Source organism: Mucilaginibacter sp. P5_A6 (assembly GCF_056400585.1).
This window is the reverse complement of sequence record NZ_JBFUKZ010000015.1, coordinates 46,333-61,614: the sequence shown is the minus strand read 5'-3', so window position 1 is coordinate 61,614 and position 15,282 is coordinate 46,333. Positions and strand designations below refer to the sequence as shown.

Here is a 15,282-nt window from a genome sequence, read left to right as displayed (position 1 = left end):
ATTGGTCATTGGTCATTGAAAAGAGGAAGTCAATTTAGGGTTTAAAATTTAATCATTATGATAAAGAACTATTTTAAAACCGCACTTCGCGTCTTGTTTAATAATAAGGCGCATAGTTTTTTAAATATTGCGGGCCTGGCTATAGGTATAGCCTGTGCATCTATGATATTTTTATGGGTGCAGGATGAAATGACCTTTAATCATAATTTTGAGAAGCGTAACAACCTTTATACTGTTTTCGAAAACCAAACCTACAACGGTAAAACATCCACCTTCCGTGCTACGCCGGGCCCTATGGCCAAAGCTTTAAAGGCCGACATCCCCGGTATCAAAAACGCGGCCCGTACAGCGGGAAGTGATCACCAGCTATTTTCACTTGGCGATAAGGCAATTAATGAACCCGGCAGTTATGCCGATGCAGAAATATTACCAATACTTAATATGCCTTTTGTATATGGGAAAAGTGCAAATGCGCTGCAGCAGATCCATTCGGTTGTAATTAGCGAGCTCATGGCTAAGAAATTTTTTGGTAATACCGATCCGGTAGGCAAAACCTTGAGGATGAATAATGAGCAGGATTTTACTGTAACCGGGGTATTTAAAGATCTGCCAAAAAACTCCACCCTGCAGTTTCACTGGCTTGCTCCGTTAACAAATATCGACCATAAAATGCCCTGGATGCAGGATTGGGGCGCCAACTGGGCGCGCACCTATGTTGAGCTGGAACCATCGGCGGATGTGAGCGTGGTTAATAAAAAGCTATCAACCTATCTTGGTACAAAAAAGACCGGTAATAAAACACAAGCATTCGTTTTTGCTATGAACGATTGGAACCTGTACGATAATTTCACCAATGGTAAAATGGATGGCGGCAGGATAGAATATGTACGGCTTTTTGCAGCCATAGCTTTCATTATTTTAATTATCGCCTGCATCAACTTCATGAATCTGTCCACCGCGCGATCAGAGAAACGAGCTAAAGAAGTAGGGGTCCGCAAGGTAATGGGTGCAGGTAAAGGAAAGCTGATTGGTCAGTTTATAGGTGAAGCTGTTATAATGTCGTTTATTGCTGTAGTAATAGCTGTAGGGTTAATTTATATGGCGCTGCCTTCATTTAACAACCTGGTACAAAAAGATTTGTCGGTCAATGTATTTGAATCCGGCCATCTTATTTACCTGGTTGCAATAGGCGGGGTTACCGGTTTACTGGCAGGTAGCTACCCGGCATTTTATCTTTCATCCTTTAACCCGGTAACGGTATTAAAAAGCATGAAACTTAAGTCGGGTACCGGTGCCGGCTTCATCAGGCAAGGCCTGGTTGTTATGCAGTTTTCTGTTTCCATTATACTCATTATAGGTACGGTGGTTATATACCAGCAAATTCAGCATGTAAAAAACAGGGCGCTTGGTTATAATAAAAGTAACCTGATCTATATTAATGCACAAGGCAAATTAACCGATCATTTTGCAGGAATATATAATGATTTAAAACAATCAGGATTTGTTGAGGATGCTGCTTTAAGTGAATACCCGGTAGTACAGATCTGGAATAATACCGATAACTACGCATGGAAAGGTAAGGATGCATCCAAAAATCCACTAATCACGTGGGAAAATGTTAGTCCGCAGTTTGTAAAAACCATGGGTATGAAGCTAACATCGGGCAGGGATTTTTATGCCGATCCAAAACTTGATAGCAATAATGTGATCATCAATGAAGCATTTGCCAGGCAAATGGGGAAAGAGGGCCACGTAGGAGGGATAATAAGGGAGGGCGGTAATAAAGTGCTTACAATAACCGGCATCATTAAAGATTTTTTGTACAACGATATGTACATATCGGGCGCTCCGCTTTTGCTATATAGCCATCCCGAAGGTACAAGGGTTTTAAGTGTAAGGTTAAAGGCCGGTGTAAACCTAAAAGAAGCATTAAACAAAACAGGGGATGTTTTAAAAGATAATAACCCGGGCTACCCTTTTGAATACAAGTTTATTGATGAGGATTTTAACCAACTGTTTATAACCGAAACCCTAACCGGCAATCTGGCAGGTGTTTTTGCGTCCCTGGCAATATTCATATCATGTCTTGGCTTATTCGGTCTTGCTGCCTATACCGCCGAACGCAGGATAAAGGAAATAGGAATCCGCAAGGTATTGGGTGCCACAGTTGCGGATTTAACAGGTTTGTTATCAAAGGATTTTTTAAAGCTGGTAGGTATTTCATGCCTGATAGCCTTCCCGGTAGCCTGGTGGGCCATAGCCAAATGGCTGCAAAATTACCAGTACCGTATAACTATACATTGGTGGGTGTTTGCCATTGCAGGGGTATTAGCCATGCTGATAGCCCTGGCAACAGTTAGTTTCCAGGCCATAAAAGCCGCGTTGACTAATCCTGTTAAGAGTTTGAGAAGCGACTAGACGTTCATTGGTTCATTAGTTCACTGGTTCATTGGTGGGAAGCGGCAAAGCTTGCATAATTGAACGCATGATGGATGCAGAAGTTAATAAAACCGATGAATTTACCAACCAGACAAGACCAATGAACTAATGAACCAGTGAACCAATAAAACTAATATTATGATAAAGAACTATATAAAAATAGCCTGGAGAAATTTAAAGCGTAATAAAGCTTACGCAGCTATTAGTGTTACTGGTTTGGCGCTCGGCATTGCCTGCGGCATTTTGATTTTTACCCTGATAACCTATCACCTCAGCTTTGATACTTTTCATAAAGATCCGGAGAGGGTTTTTCGTTTGTATACCGAGTGGCATGATGAGGGGATTGATAAATCAAACGGAGTGCCCCAGCCTCTAGGAAAAACATTCAGAAACGATTTTACCCTGGGCGAAAAAACAGCAAGGGTAATAAACTTTCATCGACCCCTGATCACGATCACAAAGGGCAACGATGTTAAAAAGTTTGAGGAAGAAGATGGCGTGGCTTTTGCCGAAACCCCATACTTTGATATATTGAATTTTCCGTTGTTAAAAGGAGATAAAAAAACGGCATTGGTAGCGCCTGGCGAAGCCATTGTTACCGAAAAAATGGCGCATAAATACTTTGGCAACGATAATGCCATGGGTAAGGTGATTCGCCTTGATAATAAAGTGAATTTTACCATTACCGGTATTTTAAAAGATATACCAGCCAATACCGACCGCCGGCAGCAGATCTATTTATCATATGGCAGCATGGCTGAATATACAGATAAGCGCCGGGAAGACAACTGGGGCGGTGTATACAGTGGGAGCGAGGCATTTACAAAGCTTAAAACCGGCGTATCTAAAACCCAGGGCGAAAAGGCTTTGGCCGAAATTGTTAAAAAGCACTACACTGGCCGCGATCTGAAAGTGTGGTTTTTTAAACTACAACCTATTAGCGATATTCACTTTAATGCCGAGCTTGACGGTTACGCAGATAAAAAGTATTTATGGGCGTTATTTTTTATAGGTATATTCCTGATTATTACCGCCTGTGTAAATTTTGTAAACCTGGCAACAGCACAGGCACTTAACCGCTCAAAAGAAGTTGGGATCCGCAAAGTATTGGGCAGCCTGCCTCATCAGCTTTTTTGGCAGTTTATAGCCGAAACTGCTTTAATAACGGTTGTAGCGGTTGTTTTAGCGGTAGGGATATCATATGTGGCTTTACCTGCAATAAACCATTTGTTCCAATCAGAAATGCAATTTAATATTGCCTGGCTATCGGTTTTTATTGTTCTGATAGGTATTGCGGTGGTTTTCCTTTCCGGCTCTTATCCCGGTTTGGTGTTAGCCAGGTTTCAGCCTATTATGGCCCTAAAAAGCAAGCTATCGCAAGAACACGTTGGCGGCTTTTCATTACGCCGTATTTTGGTGGTAACACAATTTGCTATTTCGCAGGTATTAATTATTGGCACTATCATTATTGTATCGCAATTACATTACTCGCAAACTGCCGATCTGGGCTTCAGGAAAGATGGTATAGTTTTACTGCCAGTGCCATCAAATGATAAGACAAAACTAAGCACCATGAAAAATCGACTGAACGAAGTTCAGGGAGTAGAAAAGGTGTCGTATTGTTATCGTCCGCCTGCTTCACAATCAAATAATACCACCGGCGTTAATTATGATCATCGCGCCGAAGAAGAGCACTGGGGCATCAATACCAAAACTGCGGACGAAAATTACCTTTCAACATTTAGTTTAAAATTGGTTGCGGGTCGTAATTTTTTCCGTGCCGATACAACAAAGGAGTTTGTGGTGAATGAAACCTTTGTTAAAAAACTTCATTTAAAACCACAGGACGTTATTGGCAAAACGCTATCGATAAACGGCAAACATACTACTGCACCGATAGTAGGAGTGGTTAAGGATTTTTACAATTACTCGTTCCATAGCGAAATTTCGCCGGTATGTATTATGCCAAATTTTAACAACTATTCAACTGTTGCCATCAAAATAAACATGCGTAATGCAAAGAGTTCGCTGGCATCTTTCGAAAAGATCTGGAACCAGACTTTCCCCGAAGAACTTTATTCATACCAGTTTTTGGATGATAGCATCAAAAAGTTTTACGAGATGGATAATATCCTGCTTACGCTAATTGAAGCTTTCGCCGGCATTGCCATAGTTATAGGCTGCCTGGGTCTATATGGTTTAGTATCGTTTATGGCGGTACGTAAAACCAAAGAGATTGGCGTTCGTAAAGTGCTTGGAGCCGAAATAAAGAATATCCTTTGGTTGTTTGGCAGGGAGTTTACCTTTTTGCTGCTGATAGCCTTTGTAATAGCCGCGCCATTAGCCTGGTGGGCCATGCATAATTACCTGAAAGATTTTCAATACCGGATAACCATTGGCCCGGTTATATTTCTGGAGTCGATACTGTTAACATTTATTATTGCTACAATAACGGTAGGATACCGGTCTGTAATGGCATCACTGGCCAATCCGGTTAAGAGTTTGAGGAGCGAGTAGGAAGAAGGCTAAAGGCGAAAGGTAAAAAGCGAAAGGTAGGGCAGAAAGCTTAAAGCAAAAGACTCAAAGCGAAAAGGACTAATAACTAAATAAAATGATAAAGAACTATTTCAAAATAGCGTGGAGAAATATCTGGAAGAATAAGGTTTTCTCGGCTATTAATATTATCGGCCTCTCTATCGGGATGGCCGCCTGCATAGTTATTATGCTTTTTGTGCTCTATGAAAAGAGCTTTGACAGCATGCACACTAAAAATATCTACCGCTTAAACGAGGTGCAGAAATTTCCGGGGATGACAGCTTCACAAAAAGTTGCTTTATCAATGTTCCCGATGGGGCCGTCGATTAAAAGTGAATTTCCCGAAATAAAAAATTTCACACGCATACGCTGGCAACAAAAGTTTCAGATCACTTATGGGCAAAAGAAAATATTTTCGCCGCAGGTGTTTTTTGTTGATTCTACCTTCATGGATATGTTTGAATTTAAGCTGATAACAGGAGACAGGAAAACAGCTTTATTGAAACCACACAGCGTTTTGCTAACACAGGAAGCCGCGCAAAAAATATTTGGTAAACAAGACCCCATGGGTAAAACCATTACCCATTACGGCGATGATACTACAAGTTATGCCGTAACCGGAATATTGGCCAACATCCCCCAAAATTCACAGTTACAATTTGATGCGTTGTTTTCTTTTAATACCATCATGAAACCATGGATGTATAACGCATGGGGAGGTAATTGGTTGAATACTTATTTTGAACTTGCGCCAGGTACCGATGTAAAAGCGCTCGAGAAAAAGTTTCCGGCCTATCAAAAAAAGTATATGAATAAGGATAACTGGAAATTTTATGACCTGTTTTTGTTATCACTAAAAGATGTTCATGCAAACTCTGCGGATATAGGATTGGATTATATAAATTACCAAAAATTTGATCAAAAGCTTACCAATCTTTTTGCCATGATAGCACTGATTGTGCTGGCTATAGCCTGTGTAAATTTTATCAATTTATCTACCGCAAGATCGGCGGAACGTGCTAAAGAAGTAGGGGTACGAAAATCAATTGGAGCCCGGCGTTTTCAACTGGCTGTTCAGTTTTTAGGCGAAACAGTGCTGCTTTCAATAATAGCGCTTGTGTTTGCTGGTGTGTTTGTTTCCATTGTATTGCCCTATATTAACACCTTAAGCCAGCGCGACATCAGTTTACCGTTAACAAATAATTGGGGGCTTATAGCGGCTGTTTTTATAGCAACCATTTTTATTGGGTTAATTTCTGGTATCTATCCCGCTGTATTTCTTTCTTCTTTTCAACCGGTTAAAGTATTAAAAGGCGCGGTAGAAACAGGCAAAAACAAGGGATCGCTTCGCAATGTCCTTGTAGTGGGGCAGTTTACCAGCGCTATTGTATTAATGATAGCTACCATATTTGTTATTAAGCAGTTACGCTTTATGCAAAAAAAGGACCCTGGGTTTAGCCGCGACCAGGTAGTTAATGTTCCGCTTAACATGGTTACACCGGCAAAATACGCGCTTATTAAAGATGAGTTATTAAATAATTCACTGATACAGGGCGTTACCGGTTCACAGGATCAATTGGGTAGTCATTTAGATCAATCAGGCATAAGATTTAAGATGAACGATTCGCCGGTACGGGAACTTACCTCAACCCAATTAATTGTGGACCACGACTATGTCAGTTTCTATAAGATGAAAATAGTTGCGGGTAGCAACTTCTCTAAAGAAAAAACAACCAACGGCAAAGAGTACATTATTAATGAGGCTTTAGCCCATGAGCTATTAAAGGATCATAAAAACATGCCGGTTAGTTCGTTGCTTGGTCAGCGTTTTGGGTATGATTCTTTGGGTAGAATAACAGGTATAGCCAAGGACTTTAATTTCAATTCGCTTCATTATAAAATTGAAACGATGTTTATGGTTAGTCAGCAGGATTGGGGTTTTAATACCATGTCTGTCAAAATAAATGGTGCCAGAACTACAGAAGCACTTGCCTTTATTAAAGCTACCTGGACAAGCACTTTTCCCGATATTCCGTTTGAATACCAATTTTTAGACGATCATTTTACCGAAGTTTACCGGGTGGATAACCAGGTTAGTAATGTGGTAAGTATCCTTGCCGGCCTTATCATTATTATATCATGCCTGGGCTTATTTGGTCTGGCGTCTTACTCAGCCGAAAAACGAATTAAAGAGATAGGCGTTCGTAAAGTATTAGGAGCATCTGTTCAAAACATTGTTTTACTGCTTTCCAGTCATTTTATTAAGCTGGTATTTATAGCCAATATAATAGCCTGGCCGATAGCTTTTTTTGCAATGAATAAATGGCTCCAGGATTTTGCCTACCGTATTAATATCGATTGGTGGGTATTTGCCATAGCCGGTGGAGTTTCGGTAATCATAGCTTTTGCAACGGTAAGTTTTCAATCAATTAAAGCAGCCACAGCCAATCCTGTGAAAAGCCTGAGAAGCGAATGATTTGTTCATTGGTTCACTGGTTCATTAGTTCATTGGTGTTTGCCTGTTCAAAGCTATAGTAACTAATATTACCTGTGAATTAATAAACAATGTCACCAATGAACCAGTGAACAAATGAACTAATGAACCAATAAGATGATAAAAAACTATTTCAAGATCGCTTTGCGTAATCTTTGGAAACATAAAGTGTTTTCCTTTATCAATGTAACAGGCCTGTCTATAGGGATAACGGCCTGTTTTTTCATATTTATGTATGTAGGTTTTGAGCTAAGTTATGATAATATGCATAGCAAGGCCGATAGGATCTACCGCCTGGTAACTGATATCAAAACACCTACCGAAACCATTAACACTGGTGTTACCGCCTGGCCGTTTGCGCCAAATATTAAAGCCGATTTTCCCGAAGTTGAGTCGTTTGTGCGCATAAGTGGTGGTAGTTTTTTGGTGCGGAGGGGAAATGTAAAATTCCAGGAGGAGAGGTCGGCTTTTGCAGATTCCAGTTTTTTTAAAGTTTTTGATTTTAAGCTGATAAAAGGCGATCCTAAAACTGCATTATCCGAGATAGCCACAATTGTATTTTCAGAGTCGGCAGCTAAAAAGTATTTTGGTAATACCGACCCTGTCGGGCAAACAGTACTGTTAACAGGCGATGCTATACCTGCTAAGGTAACCGGTGTAATGAAAGATATCCCCGAAAACTCGCAGATTAAGGCTGATATGCTGATCTCGATGGTGTCGCTCACGCAAAAATTCAATAAAGGATTGGATAATCAGTGGGGCAATTTTGGGGCATCAAGCTACCTGCTGTTAAAACCGGGCACAAACCCTAAAAGGCTTGAAGCGCAGCTGCCTGCATTTTTAGAGCGCAGGAATGGCGCTGAAGAAAAGAAACAGCAGATGTTTTACAAATTGCTGTTAGAGCCATTGAAGTCGGTTTACCTGCGTTCAACACGTAGCGGGCAGGAATCCGGCAGCATAACCAATGTATATGTGTTTGCAATAGTAGCAATTTTTATATTGCTGATAGCCTGTGTTAATTTTGTAAACCTTACTACCGCCCGTTCGGTTGAGCGCGCAAAAGAAGTAGGCATCCGCAAAGTTGTAGGCGCCGAAAGATCGCAGCTTGCCCGCCAGTTCATTGACGAATCTGTAATATTGTGCCTCATCGCCTTTTTGCTCACCATTGTATTGTCCGTATTGTTTTTGCCATTATTTAACCAGTTGGCCGGCAAAACTATAAGTGCAGGTATTTTCTCCAATTGGTATTATATAACACTGTTATTTATTACCTCTGTAGGCATTGGTTTAATTGCCGGTTTGTACCCTGCTTTGGTATTATCGGCATTTAAACCGGTTTCGGTATTAAAGGGCCGGTTTAGCAGCGGCAATAAAGGTAATGCCTTACGCAAAACGCTGGTTATTGCCCAGTTTACCATTTCTATCGCTTTAATTATAGGTACTATTGTTGTTTACACGCAGATGAGTTTCATGCAAAACCGCGACCTTGGTTTTGCTAAAGATCAGATGCTGATCCTGGATACCAATGGCGACCCGGCAGGTAATGCATTAAAGGAGGCTATTGCAACAATACCAGGTGTAAAGTCAACAGCAAACTCATCAAGTGTGCCTGGTGGGGGCAATCCGGGTGCTTATTCAGAGATTGAAAACAAAAAGGGCGATTTACAAATAGCCAACCTCGACCTTTATTTTGTTGATTGGGATTATGTGAACCAGTTTAAAATTAAAATGGTGGCTGGTCGCGCGTTTTCACGGGAATTTGGTACGGATACAGCCCAGGCTATGTTATTAAATGAAGCCGCGGTTAAACTATTTGGCTACAGTTCGCCGCAACAGGCCATAGGCAGGCGCTTTAAACAATGGGGCCGCGAGGGTAAAATAGTAGGCGTGATGAAGGATTTTCATTTCCGTTCGTTGCAGGAAGTTATAAAACCGTTGAGCATGCGCATCGAACTGAAAAACCTGGGCCTTATTTCGGTAAAAATGTCATCACAAAATACACCGGCTACGCTTGCGGCTATCGAAAATAAATGGAAAACATTTATACCTAAAAGACCATTCAACTATTACTTTTTAGATGAATTTTTTGACAGGCAATACCGTGCCGAGCAGCGCTTTGGTAAATTATTTCTCAATTTTGCTGTGCTGGCCATATTTATATCGTGCCTTGGCCTGTTAGGTTTGGCATCTTACAGCACATTGCAGCGCACCCGCGAAATAGGCATCCGTAAGGTATTAGGAGCCACCGTGCCGGGTATTGTAAACCTGCTATCAAAAGATTTTCTTGTACTTGTAGCCATATCTTTCCTTGTGGCTTCGCCCATTGCAGGCCTCTTTATGCATTATTATTGGCTGAAGGGCTTTGCCTACCGCATTGATATCAGCTGGTGGATATTCGCCATAGCCGGTATCCTGGCCCTGGTTATCGCCCTTGGTACCATCAGCTTCCAGGCCATCCGCGCAGCCACGAGTAACCCGGTTAAAAGTTTAAGAAGCGAATAATTGAGGCGAAAGGCTAAAGGTGAAAGGTAAAAGGTTTTTTTCAGGTGAATCAACCAGGCAAATTTTTTTGCCGGGTTGATTCACCTTTCACCTTTCACCTTTCACCTTTCACCTTTCACCTTTCACCTTTCACCTTTCACCTTTCACCTTTCACCTTTCACCTTTCACCTTTCACCTTTCACCTTTCACCTTTCACCTTTCACCTTTCACTGTATCATAAACGTACGCACCGTGTTACATAAACGTACAGTTTTTGTTTGCCTCTTTTGGCCTAATGTGTTAATAATCAATATATTGAAAGTTTGGTATATTATTGATACTTTAATATTAAAATGATCACTATTATTGCTTTAACTAAAATGCAAATCACTAATTCACCAACCCACAAATCCACCAACTAAAAATGTTATCACTTCAGCATATTTCAAAACACTACCAGGTAAGCGGACTTAAAAATTATGTACTTAATGACTTGAGCCTTGAAGTTGATGAAGGCGAATTTATTTCGATAATGGGTCCTTCAGGTTCGGGTAAATCAACTTTACTAAATGTTATCGGCATGCTTGATGAACCTTCAGATGGCTATCACTATTTCGCCGGTCACGCTGTACATCAGCTTAAAGAAAAACAGCGTTCTGCTTTATATAAACAATACATCGGCTTTGTTTTCCAGGCTTACCATTTAATTGATGAGCTTACCGTTTATGAAAACATCGAAACCCCGCTTATCTACCAGGATTTTAAAAGCAGCGAACGTAAAGCCATGGTAGCCGATATATTGGATAAGTTTAATATCGTAGGTAAAAAAGATCTGTTCCCCGCGCAATTATCAGGCGGTCAGCAGCAGTTGGTAGGTATTGCACGTGCATTGATAGCCAAACCAAAATTGTTATTGGCCGATGAGCCTACCGGTAACCTTAACTCTAAACAAGGAGAGGAGATCATGGAACTTTTCCGCAAGCTGAACAGGGAAGATAAAGTAACTATCATCCAGGTAACACATTCCGAAAAAAATGCTGAATATGGTACGCGTATCATCAACCTGCTCGACGGCAAAATAGAATCCTCAAAACAACTCTGATCATCATATAGTAATGCGATATTTTAAATTTATATTTTTTGGTTTGATTGCGCTGTCGGCAACACAGGTACAGGCACAAACAGATTCTGTTCTTTCCATTAATCAGTGTGTGGATATTGCTATAAAAAATAACCTCGATGTAAAGAAAAGCGAGCTGGCAATGGAACGGCTGAATGTTGGCTACAAACAGGCAAAGGAATACTTGCTGCCAACATTGAATGGACAAGCGACCTACAATTTTAATACAGGACGATACGTTGACCCCACTACCAGTAATCCGGTAACAACATCAACTCAATCTGGAAATTATGGTGTTAACAGTAACCTGGCATTACTTGGCGGCTTTACCAATTTAAACAACATTAAGCAAACATCGCTGGCTTACCAGGCAGGCAAAATGGATTTTCAGCAGGCTAAAGACCAGGTTACCATTAACGTGATAACAGCATATTTGCTGGTGCTTGATAATACCGAATTATTTGCGCAGGTTAACAACCAGGTTGATGTTTCAAAAAAGCAGGTTGAACGATTGAGCATATTGGATAAACAAGGCGCAAATAAGCTGCCATCTGATTTGTACGATTTAAAGGGTACCTATGGTGATAATCAATTGAACCTGGTAGCTGCCAAAACTGCCCTGGAGGTTTCAAAACTAAACCTGATGCAGATGCTGAATATCCCTTATGATAAAAACCTTAAGCTTGTGCCGCTGAATGTTCAGGACGTATCTACAAAAACAGATGCTACATCAGACCAGGTTTATGGTACGGCTTTACAGCAACTTGCTTACGTTAAAGCAGCAGAATTGCGTACTCAAAGTGCCAATAAAGGCGTAAAGGTAGCCAAAGGGGTATTGCTGCCTACATTATCATTAGGTAGTAGTATAGCAACTGTATACTCAAGCAATTTCCAAATCAACAATAAAAATGTTGGCTTTTACGATCAGTTTAAAGGTAACTACAGCACATTTGTGGGATTTACTTTAAATATTCCAATTTTGAATTATTTTCAAAATCGAAATAAAGTAACATTAGCTAAAATTAACCTGCAGGAAGCTAAATATGTTGAAAATAACACCAAGATAGTTTTAAAGCAAAACGTAGAGCAGGCTTACCTGAACATGACGTCAGCTTATGAACGCTATACCGTACTTGTTGAACAGGTAAAAGCATACGGCGAATCATTCAGGATAGCCGAGATCCGCTTCAACGCCGGTGTGTTAACATCATATGATTTTGTACTGGCTAAAAACAACCTCGACAGATCGAAAATAAACCTTATTAACGCCCGCTACGATTGTTATATCTACAATAAAATACTGGATTATTACCAGGGCAAGTTAGCGCTGTAAAAGCTGCGGGATTTATAAAAATGTTCTGTTTTTGCCGAAAAAAAAATTCATAATATCCGGTTTATAAAGTTTGGCTTAGGGGCTTGCTTTATAAACCGGATATTTCTGATTTATGTGGCAACTATATTATCCACTTTTGCATCCTCTTATTAATTATTATAATATTTTTGTTTTAAAAACATAATCCCTTGAAAAATGAAAAAATCAATCTTAATTACATTCACTATTTGCCTGCTAACCGTAGGTATGGCATCTGCACAAGTATTGCCAAGTTTTTCTTTTGGTGCAAAAGCAGGATTAAACTTCTCCAGCTTTCCGTCAAATGGGAAATATGATAATAGCAATAAAGCCGGTTACCTGGCAGGCGTATGGGCAAGGGTAGGTGGTCTTGGTTTTAATTTTCAGCCTGAAATGTATTTTACTTCAAAAAATATAGATGTTAAGGATGACCAGGGAAACGTTAATAAGGCAAAATTTACCAGCCTTGATGTGCCATTGTTATTAGGTGCAAAAGTTGGCGCTTTTGGTTTAGGCGGACGTTTCTACGGAGGGCCTGTTTTTTCATTCGCCATAAATAAAGATCAAAATCTTAGTGGTGCCACTAAAGAGGCAACCAGTTTAAATTACAAGGATGCCAACTACGGGATCCAGGTAGGTGCAGGTGTGGATATCAGGAGCTTTTCGGTTGACTTGCGATATGAAGGCGGCCTTAATAAAATTGCTTACGGCAATGAAGCATCTCATACCCGTGTAAGCTTGTTCAGTCTTTCTTTGGCTTATAAATTATTTTCGCTGTAAATTTAGGGCTCAACCCAGTAATATAAATAAAGACCTGCCGTTTCGGTGGGTCTTTTTTATTGTGCCTGGTGTTTTTAAAGGTTGGGTTTATTTATCTGCGTTAAGCCTTAATCAATTGTATTTATAGAATGTTTTTTGTGTTATATTTTTAAGCAAATTAGCCATAATAGTATTATGCTTATTGTAAAAAATACACCTACATTTATAAATCCAATATCACACAAAAAAAAACCTATAAATGTGTTTATACAATGCATGTAAAATTTAATTCCAGGAAAAATGCAGCCGGTAAAGGGGTGCTGTTTGTTTTAACAATACTTATCCTGCAAACCGCATCGGCACAAACAAAAGATGCTATATCCAACCCAATAAGATTGAATCAGCTTGGCTTTTATCCCCGTGCCATAAAAAAAGCGATTGTATTAAGTAGTAATAGCGGCAAATTTACTGTTGTAACCTTAAATAAGCATACCGTATTCAGCAGTACCCTGAAGCCATCGGCGCAGCCCTCATTTGCAGGTAAAACAACCTATATTGCCGATTTTAGCAAATTAGAAAAACCAGGTGAGTACAGGCTTTATATTGCAGGTGTGGGATATTCCTATCCTTTCAGGATAAAAAATGGCATTCATGAAAAGGTGGCGGGTGCTGTTATCAAAGCCTATTATTTTATGCGGGCATCAACCCCCTTAACCCAAAAGTATGTCGGCAAATGGGCCAGGGCAGAAGGGCATCCGGATAATAAGGTATTGATCCACCCATCTGCCGCAAGCGAAAAACGACCTGCCGGTACAGTTATTTCGTCGCCCGGCGGCTGGTACGATGCGGGGGATTATAATAAATACGTTGTAAACAGCGGTATCTCTACAAGTACCCTGCTTTCGTTGTACGAGGATTTTCCCACCCATATGCATTCGGTAAAGCTCAATATCCCGGAAAGCGGAAATGGCCTGCCTGATCTGTTGAACGAGGTATTATGGAACTTACGCTGGATGCTCACCATGCAGGACCCCAACGATGGCGGCGTTTACCACAAATTAACCAATGCGGCTTTTGATAAATTTGAAATGCCCGATAAGGATAGCACACCACGATACGTGGTGCAAAAGGGTACAGCTGCAACATTAGATTTTGCCGCCGTTATGGCACAGGCTTCAAGAATCTTTAAGAAATTTGCACCACAAACGCCAGGTTTGGCCGATTCATGTCTTAACGCAGCCAAAACGGCCTGGATATGGGCTCAAAAAAATCCCAATGTAGCTTACAGGCAGGATGAAATGAATAAGAAATTTAGTCCGGCCATAACTACCGGTGGCTACGGCGATAATGATTTTACCGATGAATTTATCTGGGCTGCATCTGAATTATTTGTAAGCACAAATGACAGTAGCTATTTAAAAAACATTAACCTGCTTCCTGATGATAAAATGCCGGTGCCAGCCTGGGGGCAGGTAAAATTACTGGGGTATTACACGCTCATAAAAAACACGGATGTTAAAACCCTTAATGAGCTGCCGGAGATAAAGAAGAGATTATTGAATACTGCGGACGAGTTGATCAATGGCGTTGATGACAATGCTTACCAAACGCCTATGACGCAATCTGCAAAACATTTTGGCTGGGGTAGTAATTCTGATGCTGCAAACGAAGGCGTTTTATTAATTCAGGCCTATAAATTATCGCACAATAAAAAATACCTGAATAATGCTTTGGCCAACCTTGATTATCTTTTAGGAAGAAATGCTTCAGGATACTCTTATGTAACCGGTTACGGCAGTAAAACACCAATGAACCCGCATCATCGGCCTTCGGCAAGTGATGGTGTGATTGATCCTATCCCCGGTTTATTGGCAGGCGGGCCAAACCCAGGGATGCAGGACGGGATCAAAGTTCCGTCTAAAGTACCGGATGAAGCTTATATAGACGATACCAACGCTTATGCCGCTAACGAGGTTACTATAAACTGGAATGCCCCAATAGCCTACCTGGCTAATGCGATAGAAGCCTTACAACACGAATTAAGCATACAAATAAACCAGGATCAACCAATTAAACATATCGAAAGCTCAAATTAAATAAACA

At 40.5% G+C, this 15,282-nt stretch carries 8 protein-coding genes; all 8 read left to right on the top strand.

From position 1 onward, the window contains the following. Window positions 1-57 precede the first annotated feature (57 nt). A complete protein-coding gene (locus AC1DO4_RS16485; RefSeq protein WP_477417717.1) occupies window positions 58-2,418 on the top strand; it encodes an ABC transporter permease in 2,361 nt (786 codons plus the stop codon). A gap of 159 nt (window positions 2,419-2,577) precedes the next feature. Next, entirely contained in the window at window positions 2,578-4,956 is a 2,379-nt protein-coding gene (locus AC1DO4_RS16480; RefSeq protein ID WP_477417715.1) for an ABC transporter permease, read from the top strand. 94 nt (window positions 4,957-5,050) lie between these two features. Further along, window positions 5,051-7,450, top strand: a complete 2,400-nt coding sequence (locus tag AC1DO4_RS16475; protein WP_477417713.1) for an ABC transporter permease — start codon at window positions 5,051-5,053, stop codon at window positions 7,448-7,450. A 135-nt stretch (window positions 7,451-7,585) separates the two neighbouring features. Then, a complete protein-coding gene (locus AC1DO4_RS16470) occupies window positions 7,586-9,970 on the top strand; it encodes an ABC transporter permease (RefSeq protein WP_477417711.1) in 2,385 nt (794 codons plus the stop codon). A gap of 403 nt (window positions 9,971-10,373) precedes the next feature. Continuing rightward, entirely contained in the window at window positions 10,374-11,051 is a 678-nt protein-coding gene (locus AC1DO4_RS16465) for an ABC transporter ATP-binding protein (RefSeq protein WP_477417709.1), read from the top strand. A gap of 13 nt (window positions 11,052-11,064) precedes the next feature. Continuing rightward, window positions 11,065-12,402: a TolC family protein gene (locus tag AC1DO4_RS16460; protein WP_477417706.1), complete on the top strand. Its 1,338-nt coding sequence runs from the start codon at window positions 11,065-11,067 to the stop codon at window positions 12,400-12,402. Window positions 12,403-12,597: 195 nt separating this feature from the next. Continuing rightward, entirely contained in the window at window positions 12,598-13,200 is a 603-nt protein-coding gene (locus tag AC1DO4_RS16455; protein ID WP_477417704.1) for a porin family protein, read from the top strand. Window positions 13,201-13,451: 251 nt separating this feature from the next. Continuing rightward, the gene (locus AC1DO4_RS16450) at window positions 13,452-15,275 is read left to right on the top strand and encodes a glycoside hydrolase family 9 protein (protein WP_477417702.1); all 1,824 of its coding nucleotides are present in this window, start codon (window positions 13,452-13,454) and stop codon (window positions 15,273-15,275) included. Window positions 15,276-15,282: the final 7 nt, after the last annotated feature.

Bases quoted from the DNA above. Each gene is read 5' to 3' on its own strand.
- AC1DO4_RS16485 (WP_477417717.1), top strand. From the start codon at position 58: ATGATAAAGAACTATTTTAAAACCGCACTTCGCGTCTTGTTTAATAAT.
- AC1DO4_RS16480 (WP_477417715.1), top strand. From the start codon at position 2,578: ATGATAAAGAACTATATAAAAATAGCCTGGAGAAATTTAAAGCGTAAT.
- AC1DO4_RS16475 (WP_477417713.1), top strand. From the start codon at position 5,051: ATGATAAAGAACTATTTCAAAATAGCGTGGAGAAATATCTGGAAGAAT.
- AC1DO4_RS16470 (WP_477417711.1), top strand. From the start codon at position 7,586: ATGATAAAAAACTATTTCAAGATCGCTTTGCGTAATCTTTGGAAACAT.
- AC1DO4_RS16465 (WP_477417709.1), top strand. From the start codon at position 10,374: ATGTTATCACTTCAGCATATTTCAAAACACTACCAGGTAAGCGGACTT.
- AC1DO4_RS16460 (WP_477417706.1), top strand. From the start codon at position 11,065: ATGCGATATTTTAAATTTATATTTTTTGGTTTGATTGCGCTGTCGGCA.
- AC1DO4_RS16455 (WP_477417704.1), top strand. From the start codon at position 12,598: ATGAAAAAATCAATCTTAATTACATTCACTATTTGCCTGCTAACCGTA.
- AC1DO4_RS16450 (WP_477417702.1), top strand. From the start codon at position 13,452: ATGCATGTAAAATTTAATTCCAGGAAAAATGCAGCCGGTAAAGGGGTG.